Source organism: Cognatishimia sp. SS12 (assembly GCF_028369055.1).
In the GTDB taxonomy this organism is placed as follows: domain Bacteria; phylum Pseudomonadota; class Alphaproteobacteria; order Rhodobacterales; family Rhodobacteraceae; genus Cognatishimia.
Map to the genome: position 1 here is coordinate 208,225 of NZ_JAQNCZ010000002.1, position 24,773 is coordinate 232,997.

A 24,773-nucleotide genomic window follows, 5' to 3' on the forward strand; every position below is an offset into this window, starting at 1 on the left:
CTGCGGGCCCGGCCAAATCGGATTAGGCGTCCAGTTTTTGGCTGCCGGCTTCAGCCTGACGCCGGGCAATTTCGTTGCGATAAAGTGAAACGAAATCAATGGTTTCCAGGTTAAGCGGCGGGAAGCCACCATCGCGGGTCACATCAGACACGATGCGGCGCAGGAAGGGGAAGATCATGCGCGGGCATTCGATCAGCAGGAAAGGATGCAGCTGTTCATCCGGGATGCCTTCGATCTGGAAGATGCCGACATAATCCAGCTCAAGCACGAACAGCGTCGCCGACCCATCTTTGGATTTGCTGGTGACGTTCAGTTTGATGGAGCTTTCGTATTGGTTGTCAGCCGCGCGTTTGCGGGCATCCAGATTGACCTGCACCTGAACGTCAGGCTGCACATCGCCCTGCGCGCCTTTTTGCGCCAGGATGTTTTCAAACGACATGTCGCGAATGTACTGAGTCAGCACGTTCATCTTGATCTGCGGGGCCTGTGGTGCGGCGGCACCTTCGTTCTCAGCCATGATCTACTCCAATAATTTCAAATTTGCGCTCAGGCTTAGCAGAGCGCTGGTCGGCCCTCAATGCTTTGTCCAGCCTGATGGGCGATGCGTTGGCTTTTTCGTCGGATCAATTTCATCAAATTCGCCTTCGATCACATCGCCGCCCGCGGGGCTGTCAGCCTGCGGGCTGTGCCGCGGGTCCGAGGGATGGGCCTCGCCCATTTCAAATTTATGCATGGTGATGCGTTGCCGCAGGTAATTGAAAACCGCAACGCGCACGGGCGGCATCAACAGCGCAAACCCCACCGCATCGGTGAAAAACCCGGGCGTCAGCAACAAAGCGCCTGCAATGAGGATCATGGCACCATGCGCCAGGGGTTCGGCTGGATTGCTGAGCTCCGAAAAGGAGCGGCGCAGATTTCCCAAGGCCATAGCACCCTGTGTGCGCACCAAAAGCGTGCCCACCACGGCTGTCAGAATCACGATCCCCAGCGTTGGCAACAACCCAATGGCCCCGCCCACCTGGATGAACAATCCGATCTCAATCAGCGGCACAGCCAGAAAGGCCAGGAATAACCACATCCGTTTTCTCCTTCACATCAGCGCGTGTGGACTTGACCGCGCCCGTAACTTACATAAGTCCCGTATATGATTGTTTCCATGCCCTGACATGAGGTTCTGATGAATTCGCCTATTATTCAGCTTTTGGTGCTGGCCGGGATTGCCGTTTTTCTAATCCTGCGATTGAAAAATGTGCTTGGTACCCGAGATGGGTTCGAATCTCCGCGTGAGGTCAAGAGCAGCGCGCGCAAAGGCCCCGCCCTCGAAGTGATCACCGGCGGGCCTGATCCCGATATTGCGGATCATGTCGCCGACCCAGAAAGTGACATGGGTGTCGCGCTGAGCAAAATGAAAGCCGTTGAGCCAAGCTTTGGCGTCAGTGATTTTCTGCAAGGTGCCAAAGGGGCCTATGAAATGATCCTGATGAGCTTTGAAAAGGGCGATCTGACCCCGGTCAAATCCTTCCTCTCCGAAGACGTGCAGGACGCCTTTCAGCAAGTGATTGACGCCCGCGAAGAACAGGGCCTGACCGTTGAGGCCGAATTTATCGGCGTGCGCGAAACCACGTTGCAAGACGCGACATTTGATGCCGCCACCCGAGAGGGCGAAGTGACCGTGCGGTTTGCAGGCGAACTCAGCTATGTTGTGCGCAATGCCGAAGGACAGATTGTCGAAGGCAGCGACACGCAGATCAAACGTCAGAAAGATGTTTGGACTTTCGCGCGCGTCATGGGGTCTGACGATCCAAACTGGCAGCTTGTTGCCACGGGCGAATGATTGCAGCGCTTCGGGCAGCAGTGGTGGCGGGGCTGGCGATGACCGGCCTGGCAGCGGCGTCCGAGCCGACGTATAAAATTGTTGAATTTGCCGATCTAGATGGCTGGGAACGCGACGATCATACCGCCGCGTTCCGCGTTTTTCTGAACACCTGCCCGGATCTGGATGCACCGGATTGGCGCGCGATCTGCGCTGCGGCGCCCAGCTTTGGGGATCCCAAGAAATTCTTTGAACTTCTGTTTCGCCCAGTGCTGATCGAAGATGGGGAACCCATGATGTTCACCGGCTATTTCGAGCCGGAGCTTGAGGGCTCGCGCATCCCGACGGCGCGCTATCGCTTCCCGGTTTATGCCCTGCCACCCGAGGTGAAACTGGGTGAGCAATACCTGTCGCGGGCCGAGATCGAAACCACCGGCGCGCTGGTGGGACGTGGGCTTGAAATTGCCTGGGTTGATGACCCGGTAGAGCTGTTTTTTCTGCAAATTCAAGGGTCTGGCCGTATTCGCCTGCCTGATGGCAGCACCATTCGGGTCGGGTATGCTGGCAAGAACGGCCATGTCTATCGTTCAGTCGGCGCAGAAATGGTGCGGCGCGGGATCTATCAGGCGCATCAGGTGTCGGCGCAGGTCATTCGAAATTGGGTGCGTCGCAACCCGGTCGAAGGGCAGGCGCTGTTGCATCACAACCCGTCTTATGTGTTCTTTCGCAAGCTCGCCAAAATGGATCCCAAAGACGGCCCGCTTGGGGCGATGAACCGCTCGATCACAGCCGGGCGGTCGATAGCTGTTGATCCGCGGTTTACCCCGCTTGGTGCTCCGGTCTGGATTGAAAAAGACGGTGCCGGACCGCAACGCAGATTGATGGTGGCGCAAGATACCGGCTCGGCCATCAAGGGCGCGCAACGTGCCGATATTTTTGTCGGGACAGGGGACGCCGCGGGGCGCGCCGCGGGCAAGTTGCGGGATCCGGGCCGCATGTATGTGCTGTTGCCGATTCAGCGCGCTTATTCTTTGCTGCCCGAGGCGGTGATGTGAAAAAACGCCGCCTGACAGAAGAAGACAAAGCGCTATGGGATCGTGTTTCTGCCACCACCCAGCGGCTGCAGGTGCCACGGCACAAGCCCGAGGATAAGCCGACGCTGACCCTGCCGCGCAGTGTGGAAAAATCCCCGACGCAGCTACAGCCTTTCAAGCTCGGCAGTCGCGCGCGCGCGCCCTCAAAATCGCATGATCTGGCTCCCTCGATCTCTGACCGCGTCGCGGCGCAGCCGGTGCAGATGGACAAGAAAGCCTTTGGCCGGATGAAGCGCGGCAAACTCTTGCCCGAGGCGCGCATCGATCTGCATGGTATGACGCTAGAGCAGGCGCACCCGGCCCTGATCGGCTTTGTGATGCGCAGCTATGGCGAAGGAATGCGCTTGGTGCTGGTGATCACCGGCAAAGGCAAATCCAAACGCGATGATGGCCCCATTCCGGAGCGGCGCGGTGTTCTGAAACATCAGGTGCCCGGATGGCTGCAAATGGCACCGCTGCGCCAAGTGGTGCTGCAAGTTACCGAAGCGCATCTGAAACACGGCGGCAGCGGCGCCTACTACGTGTATTTGCGCCGCCCGCGCTAAGCAAAAACCGCGCCCAATGCGGCGCGGTTTCTGCGTATCTGATCAAAAACTCTGCGAGATCTAGAGTACGTAGCGCGACACATCCGTGGATTTCGTCAGCTCGCCCAGATTTTTATCAACAAAGGCGGCATCCACTGTCACGTCGCTGCCCGATTGATCCGGGGCGTTGAACGACAGTTCTTCAAAGACACGTTCCAGCACGGTGTACAGCCGCCGCGCCCCGATGTTTTCAACCGACTGGTTCACATCAGCGGCAATCTTGGCCAGCGCTGCGATGCCTTCGGGGGTGAAGGTGACTTTCACCTCTTCGGTTGCCATCAGCGCGGTGTATTGCAGCGTCAGCGCATTGTCGGTTTCCGTCAGGATGCGCACAAAATCTTCTTCGGTCAGCGCGCGCAGCTCCACCCGGATCGGCAGGCGCCCTTGCAGTTCGGGCAGTAGATCGCTGGGTTTGGCGATGTGGAAGGCGCCCGACGCAATGAACAGGATATGATCGGTTTTCACCGGCCCGTATTTGGTGCTGACGGTGGTGCCTTCGATCAGCGGCAGCAGGTCACGTTGCACCCCCTCGCGCGAAACATCGCCGCCCCGCGCATCCGAACGGGCGCAGACCTTGTCGATTTCGTCCAGAAAAACGATGCCGTTCTGCTCAACGCTTTCAAGCGCAAGCCGGTTGACGGTTTCATCATCCAGCAGCTTGTCCGCCTCTTCGCTGACCAACACATCATAGCTTTCGGCAACGGTCAGGCGTTTTTTGGTTTTGCGTCCGCCCATGGCTTTGCCGAAGAGATCGCCAAGGTTCATCATGCCCACTTGGCTGCCCGGCTGACCCGGCATGTCAAACATCGACATCGGGTTGCTGCTGTCAGCAACTTCGAGCTCAATTATGGTATCGTCCAGCAGCCCGGCGTGCAGTTTCTTGCGGAACATATCGCGGGTTGCTTCGCGCGCATCCGTGCCGGCGATCGCCTCGATCACCCGTTCCTCGGCGGCTTTTTGCGCCTTGGCCTTCACATCTTCGCGCATGTGTTCGCGGGTTTGCAAAATTGCAGAATCCACCAGATCGCGCACGATCTGCTCCACGTCGCGGCCGACATAGCCCACTTCGGTGAATTTGGTGGCTTCGACTTTGATAAACGGAGCCTTGGCCAGCTTGGCAAGACGGCGGCTGATTTCGGTTTTGCCCACACCTGTGGGGCCGATCATCAGGATGTTTTTTGGATAGACTTCGTCACGTAGATCATCGGCGAGTTGCTTGCGGCGCCAGCGGTTGCGCAGCGCCACGGCGACAGCGCGTTTGGCGTCGTTCTGGCCGATGATGAACCGATCCAGCTCGGATACGATTTCGCGGGGGGTCAAGTCAGTCATGTGGGTCTCCGGCTCACGGGTGGCGCGGTTCGCCCCACCCCGAGATTGGGGTGATTATTTGGCGATTTTCTCGACGGTCAGGCGACCGTTGGTGTAAACGCAGATGTCAGCGGCAATGGCCATGGCGGCGCGGGCCACCTCTTCGGCGGTGCGGTCACTGTCCATCATACCGCGCGCGGCAGCCAAGGCGTAATTGCCGCCAGAGCCAATCGCCGTCACGTCATGTTCGGGCTCTAGAACATCACCTGCGCCGGTGATGACAAAAATATCGGCCCCATCGGTCACAATCAGCATCGCCTCGAGCTTTTGCAGATACTTATCGGTGCGCCAGTCTTTGGCGAGCTCCACCGAGGCGCGGGCCAATTGGCCAGGCGTTGCCTCCAGCTTGGCTTCCAGGCGTTCCAGCAGGGTAAAGGCATCCGCGGTCGATCCGGCAAAACCGGCCACAACCTCATGGCCGCCGGGCTTGAGGCGGCGCACTTTGCGCGCAGAGCCTTTGATCACGGTTTGCCCAAGGCTGACCTGTCCGTCGCCGGCAATGACAACCTCGCCGCCCTTTTTGACGCCAATGATCGTTGTGCCGTGCCAGCCCGGGAATGTGTCGTCTGCCATAGGTGCCTCCGTTTTCGTGCAGTGAATATATGGTCCGGCAAGCGGGGCGGTGCAACCACTTGGCCGCGATCAGTTGGCATGCAGGCATCGCATGACGGGGCTGCGGGGATAACATTTGTACGTTGAGGGGACACTGCCTAGATAGCGCCTGCAACCGACGCTGGGTCGGCTGACATACAAAGGACAAGACATATGGCAACTCAAGTGATCGCCGCGCAAGTGCCTTTCGGAGCAGTCGCAACACTCCGAGAGTACAGCCTGGTTACAGAAATTTTCGCAGCGTTCCGCAGCTGGCGGACCAAGCACGAAACACGCAAGGCCCTGCTGGCCCTGACCAACGAACAGCTGGAAGATATCGGCCTGTGCCGTGCTGACGTGCTGTAAGGGTGCAGAACACATACCTCGGAACGAGGTTGAAACTGGCCGCGGTGGTGACACCAGCGGCCATTTTCTTTTTATCTCAGGTGTTTGATGGCACCCATTTGCCCGCCTGATCCGGCACATAGGCTTCGATCGCGGCTGTGGCAACCACATGGCGCGTGCCCGTGTCCTCATCCAGAACATCCAGCCCGCCTTTCACGGCTGTGACAGTGGCGACACCGCGCGGCAGCTCTGCGGTGACGGCGGCACAATCCACCTTGTCTGGCTGGGCCACACCGATGGTGACAACAACGCGCATTTCGGAATGATCCATGCCGATTTTCGAAAACAGCGTGATCGAGGAATGATGCAGCGCATCCTGCACGGCGCGTTTGGCGGCTTTGGTATAATCCTGCCCATAAAGGTCATTGCCGGTGCCCATTTCAAGAATGATGCGTTTCATGCTCATGCTGCGGGCTCCATATCAAAGGACACGATAATGGCGGCATTGGCGATCACGGTATGGCCGTCGCGGTGCGGCGCCGCGATATTCAGCCCGCCCTCTTCCACGCTGACGTTCGCCTGACCGTAAGGAAAGACATCGAGCAGGGTCTGAACATCCACCTTGTCTGGCTCGGCCACGCCGATCTTGGCATCAATGATCATCGCGGATTTTGGGAAATCAAATAGCTCAGCCATATTGATTGAATTGTGCCAGAGCGCGTCTTTAAGCGCGCGCACGGCGGCTTCGGTGTAATCCTGGCGCCGCAAAGAGGTGCCCATGCCGAATTCGACGAGGACGCGGGTTTTGGCCATTTCCATCTCCATCCTTGGTTTCGGCGCAGTCTGCGGCGCGGGCCATCAAATGAAAAGAGACCCAGAGGCAATTTCCCGTAGAGCCAAAGCAAAACGGGCACCCAGTGGATGCCCGTTCAAATCATGGGTGTGAGTCGCGCGCTTAGATCGAATCTTCGATCCAGCTTTGCAGCGCGGCTTTGGGTGCGGCGCCAGCGCGGTTGGACACAACCTGACCGTCCTTGAAGATGAACAGCGCCGGGATACCGCGCACACCCATGGCGGCGGCAGAATTCGGGTTGCTATCTACATCAACTTTCACGACTTTTACCTTTCCGTCGAGCTCAGCAGACAGCTCTTCGAGGGCAGGGCCGATTTGTTTACAAGGGCCACACCATTCCGCCCAAAAGTCGACAACGACAGGCAGGTCGGAATTTTTGACTTCGGCGTCAAAGGTGGCATCGGTGACAGCGACGGTGGCCATGGGGCTCTCCTAAGCAGAAATTGGGTCGGCCCTGAACGTAGGTACCCGATCTGGTGGCGTCAAGGCGCATACACGTTTGCGAGAGCCGCCGTGATCAATTCGTCCGGCAGATGCATCAATGTCGCATTCCCGGTCCAAAGCAATGCGGTTCTGATCGCGTGATGAGGGTAGATTTGCCGCAGCATATGCGCATAGGCCCCCATCTGCCGCAAAAGCCCTTCGGGTACATCCGCTGGCGATGATGGCACCACTGCGTTGGTTTTAAAGTCCACAGCCAGAATGTCGGTATCGGTGATGATCAGCCGGTCAATCGTGCCATGCAGACGGTCGTCGCCAAAATCTGCAGACAGGGAAACTTCGGCCAAAGTGTCCTCTGCAAAAAGAAACGCCAGCGCCGGGGCGTTCAGGACTGCGCCCGCCTCCTTCAGCAACATGGGCCAGCCGGTGTCATCCGCTTCGCCGCCGTTTGCCAAGATACGCAGCGCGGCATCTTGCCAAGCCTTCGGTGCCGCGCTGGGCAGATGCTCCAGCAGCAAATGCAACTGGCGGCCCCGCCGCTTTGCCGCCTCTTCCTCAAGCCCCGCGTCGCCCGCGAGGGCCTTGGCCCCGCCAAGATCCGATGGGCTAAGCGTCTCGCGCCGCAGCGTGGGCGCCGGTGCCGGGTCACGGTAGATTTGCGCCAGCTCAGGCAGCTGGCTTTTGACCGGCGCGTCCGGCATCAAAACTGGCCCGGTCCAATCCCCATGCGCATAGCGCAGACCTTGACCAAAGCGCGTTTCATGCGGCGTCGCGCCCGCAGAAGTCATACCGCGCTCGATGATCTGATACCAGCTGTCGCCATTTTTTTCGAGATCACCGGCCGCCGCCACGATCAGCCATTTTTCCGCTCGGGTCATGGCCACGTAGAGCAGCCGCAGCCGTTCTTCGGCCTGGGCGCTGCTCAGCCGGTCGCGAGCGACACTGAGCGTTTCCGGCGCATCCGCGCTGCCGCTGTTCCACAGTGCAAGATCGCCTGCTTTGACAATTTGCTCACGTATGGCGTGCTGACGCTTGGCGGTATCGGGCATGATCACAATCGGGGCCTCAAGCCCTTTGGAGCCATGCACGGTCATCACCCGGATCTGGTCGCTGGCGCTGTCCATCTGGCGTTTGATTTCCAGCTCGTCTGCGGTCAACCAAACCAGAAACCCCGTCAAACTGGGCACTGTGCTGCGCTCATAGGCCAGCGCCTGGGACAGGAGGGCGTTGATCCCATCTTCGGCCTCGCTGCCCAGCCGACCCAGCAGTTTTTTGCGTCCGCCATGGCGGGTCAGCACCCGCTCGATCAGATCATAGGGGCGCAGAAAATCCGTTTTGCCCATCAGATCGCCGATCACGGCCATCTCGTCGGCGAACTCTGCCCCGCGCTCGCGCAGCGCCTGCCACAAAAGCGGTGTGGCGCGCCGGTGCGCCAGGTCAAAGAGCGCTTGTTCGCCCCATCCAAACAGCGGCGACCGCAGGGTGATGGCCAGCGAAAGGCTGTCCTCGGGCGTGGCGAGGAATTGCAACAGCGCCGTCAGATCCCGCACCGCCATTTCGGCGCCGACTTTCAGCCGGTCGGCCCCGGCAATCGGCAATCCGGCAGTTTTGCAGGCGCGGATAATTTCCTGAAACAAATCCGAGCGGCGTTGCACAAGGATCAGAAAATCCCCTGCCCGCACCGGACGTTGCGGATAGACTCCGTTAACGGCCTTATCCATGGGTAAGGACACGCCGCTGTCGATCATCTGTTTGATTTCCTGCGCAATGTTCTGCGCCAGATAGACGGTGTGATGCGTGTCACTCAGCCGGTCGACAGGATCAAACCAGTCTCCCTCTTCTGGGTTCTCGGTCTTTTCCACCAGCGGCCATAAATCGACGCGGCCGGGCATGTCTGATTTGAACGCAATGTGACGTTCATAGTTGGTTTTTGGGTGGGCCTGAAAACAATGGTCCACAACCCGCAGAATGGCGTCAGAGGAGCGGAAGGAATATTCCAGCTCCAGTTCCTGTAACGGCGTTTCAGACCCATTGAGCCGCGCGGCAAAGTCAGAGCGCATGCGATCAAATTCTGCCGGGTCCGCGCCTTGAAAGCTGTAGATCGATTGTTTTTTGTCACCGACCACAAAAATGGTGCGCGGGGCCCCGTCATGCGCCCCTGCCCCGGCGGTGAATTCCTGCGCCAGCCGCTCGATCACCTGCCACTGCACCGGGCTCGTATCCTGCGCCTCATCCACCAGAATATGGTCAATGCCGCCATCCAGACGGTAGAGCACCCATTCGGCCACCGCGCGATCGGATAAAAGATTGCGCGCCCGCAGGATCAGATCGTCAAAATCCAGCCAGCCACGCAATTGCTTTTGCGTTTCATAATGCTGCAAAAACCGATGCGCAAAGCCCCACATGGTCAGCGTGCGTTCTGCGTTTTCCAGGCCAAGCCGCAGCGGTCGCGCCGCCTCGACCCGCAGCATCATGTTTTCAACCCGCGCCATCAGATCGCCATGCGCGGCGCGCGTGGCTTTGGTGGGGAAACTGCCGATTTTGGCAGAATACGGCTCTTTCGCGGATTTGCCTGTCAGAAACACCCCTTCCAAAACGGGCAGATCCGCGCATCCCGGCGCGCTGAGGGGCGCGAGTTTCGCAGCCGCCTTCTGGTCGGTAGAGGTGCCGGAACGCAAGGCAGTGACAAGCGCCGCAATCAGATCGGCCTCATCCCCCAAAAAGACATCAGCTGAGATGCTTTTGCGGCTGGTATCTGGGCTAAGGCCAAGCGCGCCAAACACTTTTGCGGCGTCAACAGGTTTGGCCAGACGTTCTGCATCGCGGGTGATTTGCGCCGTGATCTTTTCAAAGTCTTCGCCTGACACAAGCCGCGCAAAATCACGCACCAGCGGCGCGTCTGCACCCTCTGCCATGTCGTCGACAATTTGGCTCCGTAGCAACGCGGCACTGCGGTCTTCCATCTCGGTGAACAGCGGGCTGACCTGCGCCTCAAGCGGGAAGCGGCGCAACAAGGAGGCGCAGAAAGAATGAATGGTCTGGATTTTCAGCCCGCCGGGCGTTTCGATGGCGCGTGCAAACAAGGTGCGGGCATCGCGCAGGCGCGCGGCGTCTATCGTGCCATCAACGCCAAGATCGCGCAGTTCGCCTGCGAGCGCGGCGTCCGCCTTCATCGCCCACGCGCCGAGCCGCTTGAACAAACGGTTCTGCATCTCGGATGCCGCTGCTTTGGTGTAGGTCAGGCACAAAATGTGTTGCGGCTGCACGCCATTCAACAACAAGCGCGCGACGCGATCGGTCAGCACACGGGTTTTGCCGGAACCGGCGTTGGCCGACAGCCAGGTCGACGCCGTCGGATGCGCGGCCTGAACCTGCCGCTCTGTTGCGTCATCGCGCTTCACGTCAGATCCTCCGGCAGCGGCGCATCGGTGACATCCCATTCGCCGAACCGCGAAAGTTGATCATAATCGCTGTGGTCACTGTCCTGCCGCAAGGCCCGCCGCGCGGTATAGCCCTGGTCAGCCTCTAGATAGCGGCTGATCAGAGTTTCAAATTCTTGCCAGACCTGCGCGGGCGGCAGATCGTTCAGTGGTGCAGCGACCTCCTTTGGCGTGCTGCCCAGACCGATGTATATGGCCGACACAACCTCAGCGGGGTCGATGTCGCGAAAGGCACCGTTTTCCGCCATTGCCGCCTCAAGCAGCAATTGCTTGTCAAAATAGCGCTGCTCTTTTTCGGTGGGGGGGTTGCCGGTCTTATAGTCATACAGCACCAGATCCCCCTGCCCGTTCCGGTCGATCCGATCCGCCTTGGCAGTCAGCGTAAAACCGAGCGCCGGGATCATTGCTTTGGCGTCGCGCTCAAAGGCAATGGTTTTGCCCTCGGCTTGGCGCCGGGCCTCACCCTGCAGGAAATGGCCGGCAAATTTTTCAATGCGCGCCTCCAGCAAGGCGCGCGTGGCGGGCCATGGCACGTCATGTGCCAATGTGTTGCGCGCCAGAGACATCAGGTGATCATGCGTCAGCAGGCTGCGATCGGCGCTGACGTCTTTGACGAAGGTTTCCAGAACCTCATGCACAACAATGCCCCGCAACAGGGCATCGGGCGTGCGCATCAATGGCTCCATCGGGCGCAGGCGCAGGCAATGGCGCGCGTAGATCGCATAGGGATCGCGGATCAGTTTTTTGATCTCCGTGACCGAAAGCTGCGTTGGTCGCGCGGCCACAGGCGGGCGCGGCGCTGGGCGCGGCGCGGAGTCACAGCGCGGCGCATATTCCAGCGCGCGCACCTGCGCCAGCCAATCTGCGCCACGCGCGCGCATCGCCGACAGCGCCTCTGGCCCGCCCTGCTCTGGCAGCCCGCTGAGCAGGTTGACGAGCCGGTTGATCCAGCGCGCGGGCACGGTTTCAGAATCGTCGGACCGTATGGCGCGAGTCAGCCAGACTTCCTTTGCGCCGACAGCCTGCTGAAAGTCATGCGCCGACAGGCCGATGCGCCGTTCCGGCAACAGCAGCCCGGCTTCGTGTCGCAGTTTGCGATTAAGCCAAGGATCGGGGCTTGGCGCTTCGGGCCAGCTGCCTTCGTTGAGCCCGCCGAGGATCATTACATCAGCGCCCTGCACCCGCGCCTCAAGCGTGCCCCAGATCAAGATGTCAGGGTGTGGTGCATCACGGTCGCGCACCTCGCCGCGCCGCAGGACCGACTCAAAGACATCAACGTAGTCATGCCCCATCAATTCCCCTGCAAATTCCGCGTTTTCGGCAAGATCAGAGACGATTTTTGCCGCCTCACGCCCGGCCTTTTCCTCCCAAAGTCCGCCACTGCCCTCTGCAGTTTCCGCGCCGCGTGCCAGGGTTTCGGCCCGCGCCAGATGCGCGCTGAGCCAATCGGCCAAAGCGCGCGGCTGACGGGTTTCTATGGGCACACAGAACTGCGTGATGACCCAATCCGTCCAGGTGTTGGCATCTTTGGTTGTCCCGGACCAGTGCCGCAGTTTTTCGGCGCTCGGGTAGCTCAGGCCTTTCTTGCGTAGGTAAAGCTCCAGGTCGCGGGTATGGCGCAGGTGCGTGTTACGTGCGTTGCCGGAATGGGTCAGCGGGTGTTTGAGCAAGGTCAGCAGCGCTTCCGAGGTCAGCGGCTGGGTGAACAGCGCCGCGACGTGACGCAAGAACCGACCAGGCGGGGTCAATTGCAGTGGCGTGCCGGCGGAATCATCGGGCAGGATATCCCAGCGGTCCAGTGCCGCTGTTACCTGCCGGGTCAGCATGCGGTCCGGTGTGATCAGCGCCGCAGTCTGGCCCGCGTTGGCGGCGGCGCGCAACCGCATGGCGATGGCCAGCGCCTCATCGCGCTGCGATTGCGCTTCGACGAGGGTGACACTGTTGGTTGCGGGGGTCAGATCTCCCAGATCGGGTCCTTCGCTCAGCCATTGGTCTGTGACGGGCGCGGGGCGTAAAGCAAGCGAAATCAATTTGTTACGTGGCGGGCAGGGGGCGGGGGTATCTGTCCAAGGCTGCACCTGATCGGCCGTCAGATCCAGTGTCTTCAGCACCTTGTGAAAGCGGTACTGCGGGTGATCTTCGGCGACAAGCGCATCTCCAAGCGCCTGCCAGACCGGTGCGGGGGTGTCAAAATCAAACCCCGGCAGCACCAGCGCCCCTTGCGGCAGCTTGGCCACCGCCTGCATCAGCAGCATAGTGGTGCCGCGTGACCCGGTGGAGCCAGCCAGGATCACCGGGTGCTGGGGGGGCGCGGCCTGCCATTGTGCCATCAGCGCCTCGACCACCAACCGCTGGCGGGTTTCACTGTCGGGCTGTTGATCAACATTCTGCAAAAACTGCCGCGCGATGCCAAAAAACGCCTGTGCGCGCTCCCAGTGGCCTGATTGGTCGGACACGTCGAGCGCTTCGATGGTGTCGGGCGAAACACCTTCGCCGCTCATTTCATCCATGAGGGCAGCGAGGCTGTCTGCCAGATCATAAAGCGAGGTGCGCGGCGCAAGATCCGGCTGCTGCTCTATCAGGCGCGATACCAGCTGGATCAGCTCAAATCGGCGGCGCAGCGCAGACACGGCGGGCGGAATGTCAGCCTGCTTTAGATCGCGGCCCACCGCAGTCAAAAGGTCAATGCGGGGTGCAAAACCGGGCGGCCCTTGATCGATCAATTGGCGTAAACGGCGCGCCATGCGCTGGGTGTTCACGATCAGCTGCACTTTGGCCATGGCCTCGGGCGGATGCCCGCTGAGATGGGTTCTGAGCCCGGCCAGCAGATCGGCGGGAAAATCGGCACCGGGCGGGATGCCAAAGACGCGCGCTTTGTCCAGCAGATCAAACATCTGGACGATCCAGCAGCGCTTCGGCGACGGCAATACCCTCTGGCGTGCCAACATCGCACCATTGGCCGGAATAGGGGACCCCATAGGCTGTCCCCTGCGCAATCAGCCTATCCCACAGCCGGTTGAGCGAGAATTTTTCTTCTGGGAAAGCGGCCAGCGCATCGGTCTTGAGGATTTGAATGCCGCTATAGACCATGCCAGGCCCGCGCGTGATCCGGCCATCGGCATCGAGCGTGAAATCGCCATTTCCCGCATGTGCAGAGACGTTTTCCTGCGGCACGCAGAGCAAAAGCGCCTCCATCTTCTCAGGGCGCCAGGCAGCGCGGAGCTCGGCAAACGGGTTTGGTCCGCGCCAGATCGCATCGCAATTGCTTGAGTAGACGGGCCCACCGCCAAGCTGCGGCAGCGCATGGCGCAACCCGCCACCTGTGTCGAGAATATCGGGGCTTTCGGTGCAGGTGACGACGCCGCGCGCGTGCAGGTGATCGCGCAGCCGCTCTGGTCGGTAATGTAGGTTGGCCACCACACGCTTTGGCGCGATCGCGGGCAGCAGATCCAGCGTGTGGTCAATCAGGGCGCGGCCCGCGACCTTGACCATGGGTTTGGGTTGCTGCGCCGTCAGGGCCCCCATGCGCGTGCCAAAACCGGCGGCAAAGATCATCACGGCTTCTGGATCGTCGCGCATTTCTCTTTCAACCTTTGCAGATAAGAAGGGGTCGGGGCGGGCAGGGTGCGTTGCACAAGCGGCGCAATCTCTGCCAGAACGGGGTGGGTGAGGTCACGCATCAGATAGCCCCAGACCCGGGGGATGAGATCAACGTAGTGCGCTTTGCCATCGCGTAGGCAAAGCCGGGCAAAGACGCCAAGAATACGCAGGTTTCGTTGCGCGCCAAGCAGGTGATACGCGGTGTCAAAGCTGGCCGGATCGACCCCGGTCTGCGCGACATAACGGCGGATCATGTCAGCCTCTGTTGTCAGCGATACATCGCGGCGGGCGTCTTGCAGCAGCGAGACCAGATCATAGGCACGGTGTCCGGCCATGGCGTCCTGAAAATCCAGCAGGCCGACCCGTGCGCTGCCTTGCTGTCCGGGCAACCACAAGAGGTTCTCTGCATGGTAATCGCGCTGTATCAACACATCCGCTTCGGGCACGTTTTGGGCAAGAATAGGCTCGAAAATAGCCTGAAACTCTGCCCGCATCTCTGCGTCCGGGGCGTACCAGAGCCATGGCAAACTGGCGAGTTCGGCCATCAATTTTGGCGCGTAGGTCGGCAGGTCTGAAGGCGGTGGGGTGTCGTGCAGATCACACAGCACATCAATCGCGGCCCCGTAAAGCTGGCTTTCGCTTTCCGGCCTGTGCTCTAACACCCGCGCAAATAGATCATCGCCCAGATCCTCGATCAGCAGCAGCCCATGCGTGGCATCAGCGGCCAGGATCTTGGGTGGTGACAGGCCAAGCGCACGCAAATGGTCCGCAATGCGCACAAATGGGCGCACGTCTTCGCCTTTTTCCGGCGGGGCATCCATTAGAACGGCGGTTGTGCCATCGGCGCGATGCAAGCGGTCGTAGCGGCGATTGGAGGCATCGCCGGCCAGCGGCAGGCGGCGCGCATCGCGCCACTCTGTTGCGGCCATAAAGTCCAGGATTTTGCTGTTGCGGTCACTCAAGGGGCAGGTCTTTCAGTATCTCGTGCCATTTCGGGTCGCGCCACTGCAGCGACAGGGCGCGCTCCCCAGGGGTGTCGCACATTTTCAGCGTGATCATCAGGGCATTTTCTGGTGCCAACTCGGCCAATCTGTCGGGCCATTCGACAAGGCAAATCGCGGTTTCAAAAGCTTCGGTAAGCCCTAGTTCCACCACCTCATCCGGCGTCGTCAGGCGATATAGATCGGCGTGCCAGATTTCGATATCGCCCGCCTCGTAGGTCTGAACCAATGTAAAGGTCGGGGAAGGCACATCCTCGGCATAGCCGAGACGATGCTGGATCAGCGACCGCGAAAAATGGGTTTTGCCCGCCCCGATATCGCCGGTCAAAAGGATCACGTCGCCCGCGTCAAGGCGTGCCCCCAATGCGGCAGCCCATGCGGCGGTTTTTTCCGGAGAGGTCAGGGTGGCCTGCAGGCTGCGTTGCGTCATGGCGCGAGGATACTCGCCTGTTGCCCACCTGCAAGGGCCAAGCCGCCAGTGGGCGGACATTCGTCATGTCTGTCAGGCAGATAGGTCACGAAAATATCGGATTGTCAGCGCGCAGCGGGAGGTCATCGGCCGCCACCTCAAGGCGATGGCGTGGCCAGGTGACTTCGGCAATCGCGCCACGATGCGCACGGCTGGTCGTCTTGTCGGTGCTGAGGCGCGTGCCATTGCTGAAACTAAGCCGCGCGCCGGTGCGTTCAAGCAGTGTTTTGGCGATGAACAGCCCAAGGCCCATGCCCTCATAGCCGGGGCGCTGCTTGCGCTCTGCGGTGCCGCGGCGGGTGCCGACAAAAGGGTTGCCAATGCGGCCAATGACATGCGCCGGAAACCCGCGTCCATCATCCATAATGCGGATGGTGATTGTGTCGTTGGTCCAATCTGTTTCGACCCAGACATTTTCTTTGGCAAAATCGACCGCGTTTTGCACGAGGTTGCGCAGGCCGTGGATGATCTCTGGGCGGCGCAGCACAATCGGTACATTGCCGAGCGAAGACTGGGTGATGTCTTCATTAAAGTTCAGGTTCTTGCCGCGGTTCAGATGGGGTTCGGCTGCTTCTTCGATCAATGTCAGCAAGGGCGCGCGCCGCAACTGCAGATCATCTTTGCCCGCGCGCCCCATCGAGCGCAGGATATCGCGACAGCGATCCGCCTGTTGTTTGATCAAGGCCGCATCATCGTAGAGTTCTGGCTGATCTGTAAGCTCTTCCATCAATTCGCCACTCGTGAGTTTGATGGTCGCCAAAGGCGTGCCCAGTTCATGCGCGGCAGCGGCCACAACCCCGCCCAGATCGGTCAATTTCTGTTCGCGGGCCAGTGCCATTTGCGTCGCGGCCAAGGCTTCGGACATCGAGGACATTTCCGACACAACGCGCCGCGCATAAAGCGATGAAAACACAATGGCGATCAGGATCCCCGCCAGATTGCCGTAAAGGAAAATATCAGGGATGCCTAAGATGACCCCCTGTTCACTGCGCAGCGGCAGGTGAAAATGCGTCATCAAGCTGATCAGAACGGTGGCCACGGATCCCAACGTTACGGTGGTGGGCACCGACAATGAGGCCGCCGAAATGGTCACAGGGCCAACAATCAGGATGGAAAATGGGTTGTTCAGCCCCCCGGTCAAAAACAGCAGAAAGCACAGTTGCAAAATATCAAACAGCAGCATGGCCGCGTTTTCGGTTTCTGACAGCAGCTTGTTTTCCGGAAAGACCAGCGTCGCCGCGATGTTCCCGGCCATCGAGACGGCAACAGCGAGGTAACACAACAGGTAGTTCAGCTGCATCTGAAACAGGAACTGCGCGATCAAAAGGGCGATGATCTGCCCGATAATCGCGATCCAGCGGACGGTAATAATGGTGCGCAGACGGATCCAGTTGCTGCGCATCTGCCCGGAAAGAATGTCTGATGAAAGCTCGGTCATGGGGCCTCGGCGTTGTGTCAGATCAGTGATATGGTGCGCCGGGCGGTTTGACAAATACTGTGCGGGCCTGCGATGGATTGGCGCGGCTACGCAAATGTGACCCACGGGCGCTTGAGGTGGGGGGTGTTTCTCCGTACATCCGCAGCCATATTGGAATATGCGCACATCGAGGAAGCTAACATGATCAAACTGATCGCAGGAACGTCAACCGTCGCCATGATCGCGTTGATGGGCGGGATCTGGTATCTCACCAATCCTTCGGATGCGGATCAATTCGCCGACTGCCGCGCCAGCGCCGTGGCGGGCGGCAGTGGCGCGATTGGTGGACCGTTTGAGTTGGTGCGCGAAGACGGCGTGACCGTGACCGATGCCGAGGTGATCACCGCGCCAAGCCTGCTGTATTTCGGCTATACGTTCTGCCCGGATGTCTGCCCGCTGGATGGCGCACGCAATGCCGAAGCGGTCGATGTGCTTGAGAGCCAGGGCATTCAGACAACGCCGGTGATGATCACCATTGATCCCGCGCGCGACACGCCCGAGGTGATGGCGGAATATACCGATTATCTGCATCCGCGCATGATTGGTCTGACCGGCAGCGAACAGCAGGTCAAGGCCGCCTCGCAGGCCTATAAAACCTATTACAAAAAGCAGCCGGCCGACGATGATTTCTATCTGATGGATCATTCGACCTTCACCTATCTGGTGCTGCCCGAGCATGGCTTTGTCGAGTTTTTCCGCCGCGACCTAAGCGCGGAGCAAGTGGCAGAAACCGTCAGCTGCTTTGTCAAAAACGCCTAATTTGGCCGCGCGTTTGACGCAGCATATTGCGCGAGCTATTTCTAAAAAGACGCTCTTGTTTCGGAAGGATGCACATGGCGGAGACCCCTCAGAACCACATCGGCCCGGATAAATCTCTGCTGCTGGTGGATGATGACGAACCATTTCTGCGTCGTCTGGCAAAGGCAATGGAAAAGCGCGGGTTCGAAGTTGAAACCGCCGGCTCCGTAGTTGCGGGCCGCGCCATTGCGACCGCACGGCCCCCGGCCTATGCCGTGGTTGACCTGCGGCTTGAGGATGGCAACGGGCTGGATGTGGTCGAAGTGTTGCAATCCAAGCGCGAAGATTGCCGCGTCGTCGTCTTGACGGGCTATGGCGCGATTGCCACCGCTGTGGCGGCGGTCAAGATCGGCGCGACCGATTACTTGTCAAAGCCCGCGGATGCGCAGGACATCGTCAATGCGCTGCTGCAGAATGAAGGCGAGATGCCGCCGCCGCCTGAAAACCCCATGTCAGCGGACCGGGTGCGGTGGGAGCATATCCAGCGCGTCTATGAGCTGTGCGATCGCAACGTTTCTGAAACCGCGCGACGTCTGAACATGCACCGGCGGACCCTGCAGCGGATCTTGGCGAAACGCAGCCCGCGCTAGATCGTCAGATCATAGCGTTTCCAGATTTTGTCAACGCGCGCGCCGTTGTCGAGCTTTTGATTGGGCAGGTGGCGGTAGGTCTCAAACCCGCGACTTTGATAGTAAGCGAGGCCACCGGCATTGTCGGCACGAATGATGGCGTGCAGGGTTTGCGCCCCTGCGGCCTTGGCGGCGCCGCGCGTTTTGTCAAACAGCGCTGAGCCGATACCGAGCCCGGTTGCGCCGGGTTTGACAAAACTATTGATGTCCAGCGCTGCGCTCGGAAGATCGGCATGGGGCTCGAGCCATTGAAACCCCAGAATGTCGCCGGTTTGCGTTTCTGCCACATGCCAGATCGACCCAGAAATAGCCATTTTCGCGCGCATATCTGCGGTGGTGATCTCGGTGACATAGGCAGTGGTGCCGCCGATAGAAATGATTTCATTGAGAAGATCGGCCATCGGTCGGGCATCAAGCGGCGCCGCAGCGCGCACAAGGATCTTGGTCATTTCAGATCTTTCAGCAGCGCGTGATGGCGGTCGGTGAAGGCACGGCGCACCTCGACCGGGGGCCTGAGGGTGATGTCCAGCCCATCGATCAGCCCAGGTTTTGGTGCCCCAAAGAATTTGCTGGCTTCGCGTTCCGAAAACCCGGCGATCTGCGTCGCCTCCATATAGGCGCTGACCTTATCGGCGCGTTTGATCTGCGCCTTGATGGTTTTCGGCAGCATCGCTGGCAGACCGAAGCGGATGTGAATGGCGGCCATCAGCCGCTCTTCCAGGTCGCCATAGTCGGGGCCAACCGCGGCCTTGACCGGCGAAATCATGTCGCCAATCACATATTCGGGCGCATCATGCAGCAGGGCCGCAAGCCGGTATTTGGCCGGGGCTTTGGGGTACATGCGCCCATAGAGCGTTTCAACCAGCAAGGAATGTTCGGCAACGGAATAGGGGTAATCGCCAGCGGTCTGCCCATTCCAGCGCGCCACAAAGGCAAGGCCATGGGCAATATCTTCAATCTCGATATCCACCGGGGTCGGGTCCAGCAGGTCAAGCCTGCGCCCCGAGAGCATTCTTTGCCATGCACGTGCCATGAAAGCGCCTGTCACTGAGATCACATTTGGGCGGAGTGTTCTTCAGCGCCGCCCAAGATTCAATGCAGCGCGGGAAAATTTCCGAAAAAAACTGCCCCAGCGGCTGAGGCTCGGCGTCCTGTCGTGAAGAGCGTTTCATGCGAGGGGGTGCATGAAATGACATGTCAATTGTGCCACAAAATAAGGCTTTTTCCAACGGTCGCGTTGAAAAATCGCGAAGTTTCAGGCATTATGAGACTATCAGGATCACTGCTGCCGACGAAGCTGTGAAGCCGTGTGCTTTGTTTTTTTACACAAGTGATCCGATATTTACCTGAGGGGGCACAGGCTGTCTCAGGGTGTGCCCTTCTCACATGTCACCGCCGGTTTTCGTGCCGGATCAACCCATGGGAAGGAGAGTACAATGTTCAAACGAGTGATGGGCGCCGGGCTTTTGTTCGGCATGGCAGCGACCGCGCCGCCGGCACATGCAAGCAACTGTGGTATGCGAGACGCTGTGGTGGATCGGCTGCAAAGCAAATATTCCGAAAGCCTGACCGCTGGCGGCCTGCAAGGGTCGCGCAATATGCAAACCATGGTCGAAGTCTGGGCCTCTGAGGCGACGGGCACGTTCACGGTCATTCTGACCAACCCGCAGGGGATTTCCTGCGTTGTGGCAACGGGGACAGATTTTTTCACGCGGGATGCGCCCGTGGTTCCGGATGGTGTCAAAAGCTGAGGGCACTCTAGGCCCCAATTTTGACCTGCCATTGCCCGGTGCGGCATGCAGTGCTATCTGACGCCAAACTTTCTATGGCAAGGAGCACGGCGCGATGCCGACGGACTATATTATCAAGGATATTTCCCTGGCTGAATTTGGCCGGAAGGAACTCGATATCGCCGAAACCGAAATGCCAGGCCTGATGGCGCTGCGCAAGGAATATGGCGACAGCAAACCATTGCAAGGCGCGCGGATCGTTGGGTCATTGCATATGACCATTCAGACAGCGGTTTTGATCGAAACGCTGGTCGCGCTGGGCGCGGATGTGCGCTGGGCCTCATGCAACATTTTCTCAACCCAAGACCATGCGGCTGCCGCGATTGCGGCGGCGGATATTCCGGTTTTCGCCATCAAGGGCCAAAGCCTGGAAGAGCATTGGGATTATCTGGATAAATCTTTCCTATTCCCGGAAGGCCCGAACCTGATCTTGGATGATGGCGGTGACGCCACGCTTTACATCCTCTTGGGGGCACGCGCCGAAGCGGGCGAAGACATCATCCCGGTGCCTTCCTCGGAAGAGGAAGAAGTGATCAAGGCGCAGATCGCCAAGCGTATGGCAGCAAGTCCAGGCTGGTTCACCAAGATGCGCGATCAGATCAAAGGCGTTTCCGAGGAAACCACCACCGGCGTCAACCGCCTCTATCAACTGGTGAAAGACGGCCACCTGCCGTTCCCGGCGATCAATGTGAACGATTCTGTCACCAAGTCGAAGTTCGACAACAAATACGGCTGTAAGGAATCGCTGGTGGATGGCATTCGCCGCGCGACCGACACTATGATGGCCGGCAAAGTTGCCGTGGTTTGTGGCTATGGTGACGTGGGCAAGGGGTCCGCTGCCTCCCTGCGCGGCGCGGGGGCACGGGTGAAAGTCACCGAAGTTGACCCGATCTGCGCGTTGCAGGCGGCGATGGACGGGTTCGAAGTGGTCCTGCTGGAAGACGAAGCGCCAAGCGCGGATATTTTCATTACGACCACCGGCAACAAAGACGTCATCCGCATTGAGCACATGCGCGCAATGAAGGACATGGCGATCGTCGGCAACATCGGCCACTTTGACAATGAAATCCAGGTCGCAGCCCTAAAGAACCACAAGTGGACCAACATCAAGGAACAGGTCGATATGATCGAGATGCCCTCGGGCAATCGCATCCTCCTCTTGTCCGAAGGCCGCCTGCTGAATCTCGGCAACGCGACTGGCCACCCTTCCTTTGTGATGTCTGCGTCCTTCACCAACCAGGTTCTGGCGCAGATTGAACTTTGGACCCGAGGCGAAACCTACAAGAACGACGTCTATATCCTGCCCAAACATCTGGATGAAAAAGTCGCGCGCTTGCATCTGGATCGCATCGGCGTCAAGCTGACCAAGCTGGACAAAGAACAGGCTGATTATATCGGCGTCACGCCCGAAGGCCCGTTCAAGCCAGAGCATTATCGCTACTAAGGAGCAGCCATGCGCATCATCGTTCACGGCGTCGGAGCAATCGGTGGCGTCGTGGCCGCGGCCTTGGCCCATTCCGGCGTGGCTGTAATCGGCATTGCCCGTGGTGCGCAGCTTCAGGCGATACAAAACGCGGGGCTCACGCTCCGCGCGCCCTCCGGGGATATCCACGCGGAATTTTCCTGCGTGGGGTCCCCTTCTGAGATAGCGTTCGCCAAGGATGACGTCATTCTGCTGGCGGTCAAAACGCAAGATACCCATCAGGCGCTGGCGGATCTGCGCGCCGCCGGGGTGGCAGAGCAACCGATTTTCTGCCTGCAAAACGGCGTTGAAAATGAGCGCATCGCCCTGCGCAGCTTTCCGAATGTGCATGCCGCGACCGTCATGATGCCCGCGAGCTATCTGAAGCCCGGCGAAGTTGTCACCTATGGCACGCCCTGTTTTGGCATGCTTGATATCGGGCGGTACCCGGGCGGCTCTGATACTGCCGATGAGCAGCTCGCCAAGGTCCTGTGCGCGGCAAATATCGAAACCTTTGTGTCCGATGACATCATGGCCGCCAAATATGGCAAGCTCCTGATGAATACGGTGAACATGGTTGATGCGCTATTGGGGTTTGGCAATGACTTTGGCGACTTCCCGGAGCGTCTGCGCGCCGAAGCGGTGGCCGTTTATCAAGCAGCGGGCATTTCGTTCAATGAAGTCAAAGACGATCCGAGGCGGCAGGCTTTCTTGCAGCTGACGGATGTGGATGGCGCGCCGCGGCTTGGGGGATCCACCGCGCAAAGCCTGGCGCGCGGCACTGGGTCGATCGAGACCGATTATCTAAACGGTGAAATTGTACTGCTTGGCCGTCTTCACGGGGTGCCAACACCCTTAAACACGCGCCTCATGGCGCTGGGTACAGAGGTGTCGCGCAAGGGAACATCTGCTGGGACAATGACCTTGGCGGAGCTCAAGGACTTGATCGACGGGGCATAGACCCTCGACCGAAAGGCTGGTCGCATTATATGGAACCGGAGGCCCCGAAAATGCGGCATGGTGTTCTGCGATCCGTTGCGCAGCTGATATTCAACCTTGGAATTTACGGCCTGTTGATGGCCGCTTTGTTGTTTCACCCACAGAGCAACCTGCCACGTGAATGGAATCCCTTTGAAACATTGCGCATTGCGGATCCTGTGACGCCGCTCACGTCGTGGCGGCTGGACCGTGTGCTGTCAGATCCTCTGGCCTGTCGCGCCGTTCTGCTGGACCATGACACGGATATTTCAGTTTTGCCCCCAAAGATCGCGGATGAAAATTGCGGCATCGACAACAGGCTCACCCTGCGTCGCTTGGGGCGCGCGCAGGTCGCCCCCTTTGAAACCAGCTGCGGTGCGGCGTTGCGTCTGGCCATGTGGGAGGCGCATTCGGTGCAGCCATTGGCGCGCGAATTCCTGGGGGTGCCCGTGGCGCGGCTGACGCATTTTGGCAGTTATTCCTGCCGCAAAATCCGGACGACGCGCGGCCCCTCAGACAGGTGGAGCAGCCATGCCACCGCCAGCGCGGTTGATATCTCGGGCGTCGTTTTGGCGGATGGCCGGGTGCTGAGTTTGCTGCAGAATTGGGATGACACCGGACCGGAGGGGCGATTTTTGCGCGCCCTTCACACGGGTGCCTGCCGCTGGTTTGAACAAGCGCTGGGCCCGGATTACAACAGGCTGCACGCCGATCACTTCCACCTGCAGAGCGGTGGCTGGCCCATCTGCCGCTGATCAGAGGGACAGCACCGGGGCAAAAAAGCGGAACCAGGCTGATCGGTCATGCGTTACTTCATATCGGTTTTCAGTAACACATTCATTTATAAAAGAAATTTCTATGAATTTCGGAACGATCATGACCGCGGATCGTTGGTCTGTCACGCAACAACAAGTTGGAGATTTGACATGACCATTAAGAACACACTGCTGACGACCGCCGCTATCCTGTCGCTGTCCGGTGCAGCCATCGCTGGCACCGAAGCTGCCACCAGCGCAAGCGCAACGGGTGACGCGATGATTGAAACCAACGACACTGGCGTGTCGGCGGATACAATGGCATCTGTCGAAGGTGAGGCGTCGGTTGATGCAGACTCTGGTGATGCTGGCACAACCAAGCTGAAAACGGGCACCGCGACAATTGCGGCCGCCGAAGCCGAAGGTGACGTTAACGGCAAAGCCAAATACGACGCTTTTGTCGGCATGACGGTTGCCGAAATTCTGGGGATGGAAGTTGAATCGCAGGGCGGCGAGATTGTCGGTGAGATCGACTATGTCGTCAAAGCAGACGATGGCTATTCCGCTGTGATTGGTATTGGCGGCTTCCTGGGGCTGGGCGAATACACCGTTTCGCTGCCGCTGGAGAACTTTGAGCTGCAGGACAGCAAGCTGAAGCTGAATTCCGAAACCGAAGCAGAGCTGAAAGCGATGCCAGAGGTGGACGAAAGTGAGCTGAACGAACTGGACGGCGATTTCATCATCAGCTGATCCCAGCACGGATGAGCGCTTGCGCGCGCCCCGGCCCGGCATTGCCCGGCCGGGGTTTTCTGTTTCGCGCGCTTTAGGGGGAAATAACCTTGAATGTTTTCCTTTGTGAATTGCCGTGCAGCCCCTAATGTTTGCCATAAGGGGGCGGTCCCCGAATTTTGTGACTGGGAGAGTACTATGGGAAAACGCGACGATTTGATCGCGCAATATGCGGAAGACCTGCGCAACAAATGTGGCATGGAGCCAGACATGGATCTGTTGACCAAAGTCACCATTGGCTGTGGTCCTGCGATTTATGATGCGGATGCCTCAACCGTTGCGGCCACCCAAGAGGGTGAGCTGGAAACCGTGAAAAACAATTTCCTGATCAAGAAACTGGGTTTGTCTGACGGGCCTGCGCTGTCAGAGGCGATTGATGCGGTCATCGAAACCTATGGCCGGTCTGAGCGGAACAAATACCGCGCAGTGGTTTACTATATGTTGACCAAACATTTCGGCAAAGAATCTGTCTACGGCTGATCTGACGCCGGATCGA

General features: G+C 59.3%; 27 protein-coding genes. 12 read left to right on the plus strand and 15 right to left on the minus strand.

The genetic code is table 11. The annotated features are described in order from the left end of the window. Positions 1 to 22 precede the first annotated feature (22 nt). Positions 23 to 517, minus strand: coding sequence for a protein-export chaperone SecB (gene secB / locus N6L24_RS05595; RefSeq protein ID WP_271843676.1), 495 nt, complete (start codon positions 515 to 517; stop codon positions 23 to 25). Positions 518 to 574: 57 nt separating this feature from the next. After that, entirely contained in the window at positions 575 to 1,078 is a 504-nt protein-coding gene (locus N6L24_RS05600) for an FxsA family protein (RefSeq protein WP_271843677.1), read from the minus strand. A 99-nt stretch (positions 1,079 to 1,177) separates the two neighbouring features. On the opposite strand from N6L24_RS05600, the gene N6L24_RS05605 reads away from it, so the two are divergent. The 3 genes from N6L24_RS05605 to N6L24_RS05615 are packed head-to-tail and all read left to right on the plus strand — an operon-like array spanning position 1,178 to position 3,452. Then, a complete protein-coding gene (locus N6L24_RS05605; RefSeq protein ID WP_271843678.1) occupies positions 1,178 to 1,834 on the plus strand; it encodes a Tim44/TimA family putative adaptor protein in 657 nt (218 codons plus the stop codon). Beyond that, the gene (mltA, locus tag N6L24_RS05610; RefSeq protein ID WP_271843679.1) at positions 1,831 to 2,868 is read left to right on the plus strand and encodes a murein transglycosylase A; all 1,038 of its coding nucleotides are present in this window, start codon (positions 1,831 to 1,833) and stop codon (positions 2,866 to 2,868) included. Before N6L24_RS05605 ends, mltA begins: the two co-directional genes overlap by 4 nt. Next, positions 2,865 to 3,452, plus strand: a complete 588-nt coding sequence (locus N6L24_RS05615) for a Smr/MutS family protein (RefSeq protein ID WP_271843680.1) — start codon at positions 2,865 to 2,867, stop codon at positions 3,450 to 3,452. Before mltA ends, N6L24_RS05615 begins: the two co-directional genes overlap by 4 nt. 60 nt (positions 3,453 to 3,512) lie before the next feature. Here the strand turns inward: N6L24_RS05615 and hslU are convergent, their stop codons facing one another. Further along, complete coding sequence (gene hslU / locus N6L24_RS05620) at positions 3,513 to 4,820, minus strand: ATP-dependent protease ATPase subunit HslU (protein ID WP_271843681.1); 1,308 nt, start codon at positions 4,818 to 4,820, stop codon at positions 3,513 to 3,515. A 54-nt stretch (positions 4,821 to 4,874) separates the two neighbouring features. Beyond that, positions 4,875 to 5,432, minus strand: a complete 558-nt coding sequence (gene hslV, locus N6L24_RS05625; RefSeq protein WP_271843682.1) for an ATP-dependent protease subunit HslV — start codon at positions 5,430 to 5,432, stop codon at positions 4,875 to 4,877. A gap of 192 nt (positions 5,433 to 5,624) precedes the next feature. On the opposite strand from hslV, the gene N6L24_RS05630 reads away from it, so the two are divergent. Beyond that, entirely contained in the window at positions 5,625 to 5,816 is a 192-nt protein-coding gene (locus tag N6L24_RS05630; RefSeq protein WP_271843683.1) for a DUF1127 domain-containing protein, read from the plus strand. Between the two features lie 76 nt (positions 5,817 to 5,892). Here N6L24_RS05630 and N6L24_RS05635 read toward each other — a convergent pair whose 3' ends face one another. The 9 genes from N6L24_RS05635 to regB all read right to left on the minus strand — a co-directional run bounded on the left by N6L24_RS05635 (position 5,893) and on the right by regB (position 17,037). Next, complete coding sequence (locus tag N6L24_RS05635; protein ID WP_271843684.1) at positions 5,893 to 6,261, minus strand: Lin0512 family protein; 369 nt, start codon at positions 6,259 to 6,261, stop codon at positions 5,893 to 5,895. Next, the gene (locus N6L24_RS05640) at positions 6,258 to 6,608 is read right to left on the minus strand and encodes a Lin0512 family protein (RefSeq protein WP_271843685.1); all 351 of its coding nucleotides are present in this window, start codon (positions 6,606 to 6,608) and stop codon (positions 6,258 to 6,260) included. The genes N6L24_RS05635 and N6L24_RS05640 overlap by 4 nt, the downstream gene beginning before the upstream one ends. 142 nt (positions 6,609 to 6,750) lie before the next feature. After that, positions 6,751 to 7,071: a thioredoxin gene (trxA, locus tag N6L24_RS05645; RefSeq protein ID WP_271843686.1), complete on the minus strand. Its 321-nt coding sequence runs from the start codon at positions 7,069 to 7,071 to the stop codon at positions 6,751 to 6,753. A 59-nt stretch (positions 7,072 to 7,130) separates the two neighbouring features. Then, positions 7,131 to 10,529, minus strand: a complete 3,399-nt coding sequence (addA, locus tag N6L24_RS05650) for a double-strand break repair helicase AddA (RefSeq protein ID WP_442872582.1) — start codon at positions 10,527 to 10,529, stop codon at positions 7,131 to 7,133. Next, complete coding sequence (addB, locus tag N6L24_RS05655) at positions 10,487 to 13,423, minus strand: double-strand break repair protein AddB (protein WP_271843688.1); 2,937 nt, start codon at positions 13,421 to 13,423, stop codon at positions 10,487 to 10,489. The genes addA and addB overlap by 43 nt, the downstream gene beginning before the upstream one ends. After that, positions 13,416 to 14,108, minus strand: coding sequence for a nucleotidyltransferase family protein (locus tag N6L24_RS05660; RefSeq protein WP_271843689.1), 693 nt, complete (start codon positions 14,106 to 14,108; stop codon positions 13,416 to 13,418). Before N6L24_RS05660 ends, addB begins: the two co-directional genes overlap by 8 nt. Next, entirely contained in the window at positions 14,084 to 15,091 is a 1,008-nt protein-coding gene (locus N6L24_RS05665; RefSeq protein ID WP_271843690.1) for an aminoglycoside phosphotransferase family protein, read from the minus strand. Before N6L24_RS05665 ends, N6L24_RS05660 begins: the two co-directional genes overlap by 25 nt. Next, positions 15,084 to 15,560, minus strand: coding sequence for a tRNA (adenosine(37)-N6)-threonylcarbamoyltransferase complex ATPase subunit type 1 TsaE (tsaE, locus tag N6L24_RS05670; protein WP_271843691.1), 477 nt, complete (start codon positions 15,558 to 15,560; stop codon positions 15,084 to 15,086). The genes N6L24_RS05665 and tsaE overlap by 8 nt, the downstream gene beginning before the upstream one ends. 85 nt (positions 15,561 to 15,645) lie before the next feature. Beyond that, entirely contained in the window at positions 15,646 to 17,037 is a 1,392-nt protein-coding gene (regB, locus tag N6L24_RS05675; protein ID WP_271843692.1) for a sensor histidine kinase RegB, read from the minus strand. A gap of 180 nt (positions 17,038 to 17,217) precedes the next feature. Between regB and N6L24_RS05680 the strand changes: the two genes are divergently transcribed. After that, positions 17,218 to 17,835 (plus strand): SCO family protein, encoded by a 618-nt coding sequence (locus N6L24_RS05680; RefSeq protein WP_271843693.1) that lies wholly within the window; start codon positions 17,218 to 17,220, stop codon positions 17,833 to 17,835. A gap of 74 nt (positions 17,836 to 17,909) precedes the next feature. Continuing rightward, positions 17,910 to 18,464: an ActR/PrrA/RegA family redox response regulator transcription factor gene (locus N6L24_RS05685; RefSeq protein ID WP_271843694.1), complete on the plus strand. Its 555-nt coding sequence runs from the start codon at positions 17,910 to 17,912 to the stop codon at positions 18,462 to 18,464. On the opposite strand, the gene N6L24_RS05690 is transcribed toward N6L24_RS05685, so the two are convergent. Next, positions 18,461 to 18,952: a GNAT family N-acetyltransferase gene (locus N6L24_RS05690; RefSeq protein ID WP_271843695.1), complete on the minus strand. Its 492-nt coding sequence runs from the start codon at positions 18,950 to 18,952 to the stop codon at positions 18,461 to 18,463. The genes N6L24_RS05685 and N6L24_RS05690 overlap by 4 nt on opposite strands. Continuing rightward, entirely contained in the window at positions 18,949 to 19,536 is a 588-nt protein-coding gene (locus tag N6L24_RS05695; RefSeq protein ID WP_271843696.1) for an HD domain-containing protein, read from the minus strand. The genes N6L24_RS05690 and N6L24_RS05695 overlap by 4 nt, the downstream gene beginning before the upstream one ends. A 403-nt stretch (positions 19,537 to 19,939) precedes the next feature. On the opposite strand from N6L24_RS05695, the gene N6L24_RS05700 reads away from it, so the two are divergent. The 6 genes from N6L24_RS05700 (at position 19,940) to N6L24_RS05725 (ending at position 24,757) form a co-directional block, all read left to right on the plus strand. Continuing rightward, positions 19,940 to 20,254 (plus strand): hypothetical protein, encoded by a 315-nt coding sequence (locus N6L24_RS05700; RefSeq protein WP_271843697.1) that lies wholly within the window; start codon positions 19,940 to 19,942, stop codon positions 20,252 to 20,254. Positions 20,255 to 20,348: 94 nt separating this feature from the next. Continuing rightward, positions 20,349 to 21,737: an adenosylhomocysteinase gene (gene ahcY, locus N6L24_RS05705; RefSeq protein ID WP_271843698.1), complete on the plus strand. Its 1,389-nt coding sequence runs from the start codon at positions 20,349 to 20,351 to the stop codon at positions 21,735 to 21,737. Between the two features lie 9 nt (positions 21,738 to 21,746). After that, the gene (locus tag N6L24_RS05710) at positions 21,747 to 22,715 is read left to right on the plus strand and encodes a ketopantoate reductase family protein (protein WP_271843699.1); all 969 of its coding nucleotides are present in this window, start codon (positions 21,747 to 21,749) and stop codon (positions 22,713 to 22,715) included. A gap of 50 nt (positions 22,716 to 22,765) precedes the next feature. After that, entirely contained in the window at positions 22,766 to 23,488 is a 723-nt protein-coding gene (locus tag N6L24_RS05715; RefSeq protein WP_271843700.1) for an extensin-like domain-containing protein, read from the plus strand. A 171-nt stretch (positions 23,489 to 23,659) separates the two neighbouring features. After that, positions 23,660 to 24,238 (plus strand): PRC-barrel domain-containing protein, encoded by a 579-nt coding sequence (locus N6L24_RS05720; RefSeq protein ID WP_271843701.1) that lies wholly within the window; start codon positions 23,660 to 23,662, stop codon positions 24,236 to 24,238. Positions 24,239 to 24,415: 177 nt separating this feature from the next. Beyond that, the gene (locus N6L24_RS05725) at positions 24,416 to 24,757 is read left to right on the plus strand and encodes a DUF2853 family protein (RefSeq protein WP_271843702.1); all 342 of its coding nucleotides are present in this window, start codon (positions 24,416 to 24,418) and stop codon (positions 24,755 to 24,757) included. The last annotated feature ends 16 nt before the right edge of the window (positions 24,758 to 24,773 follow it).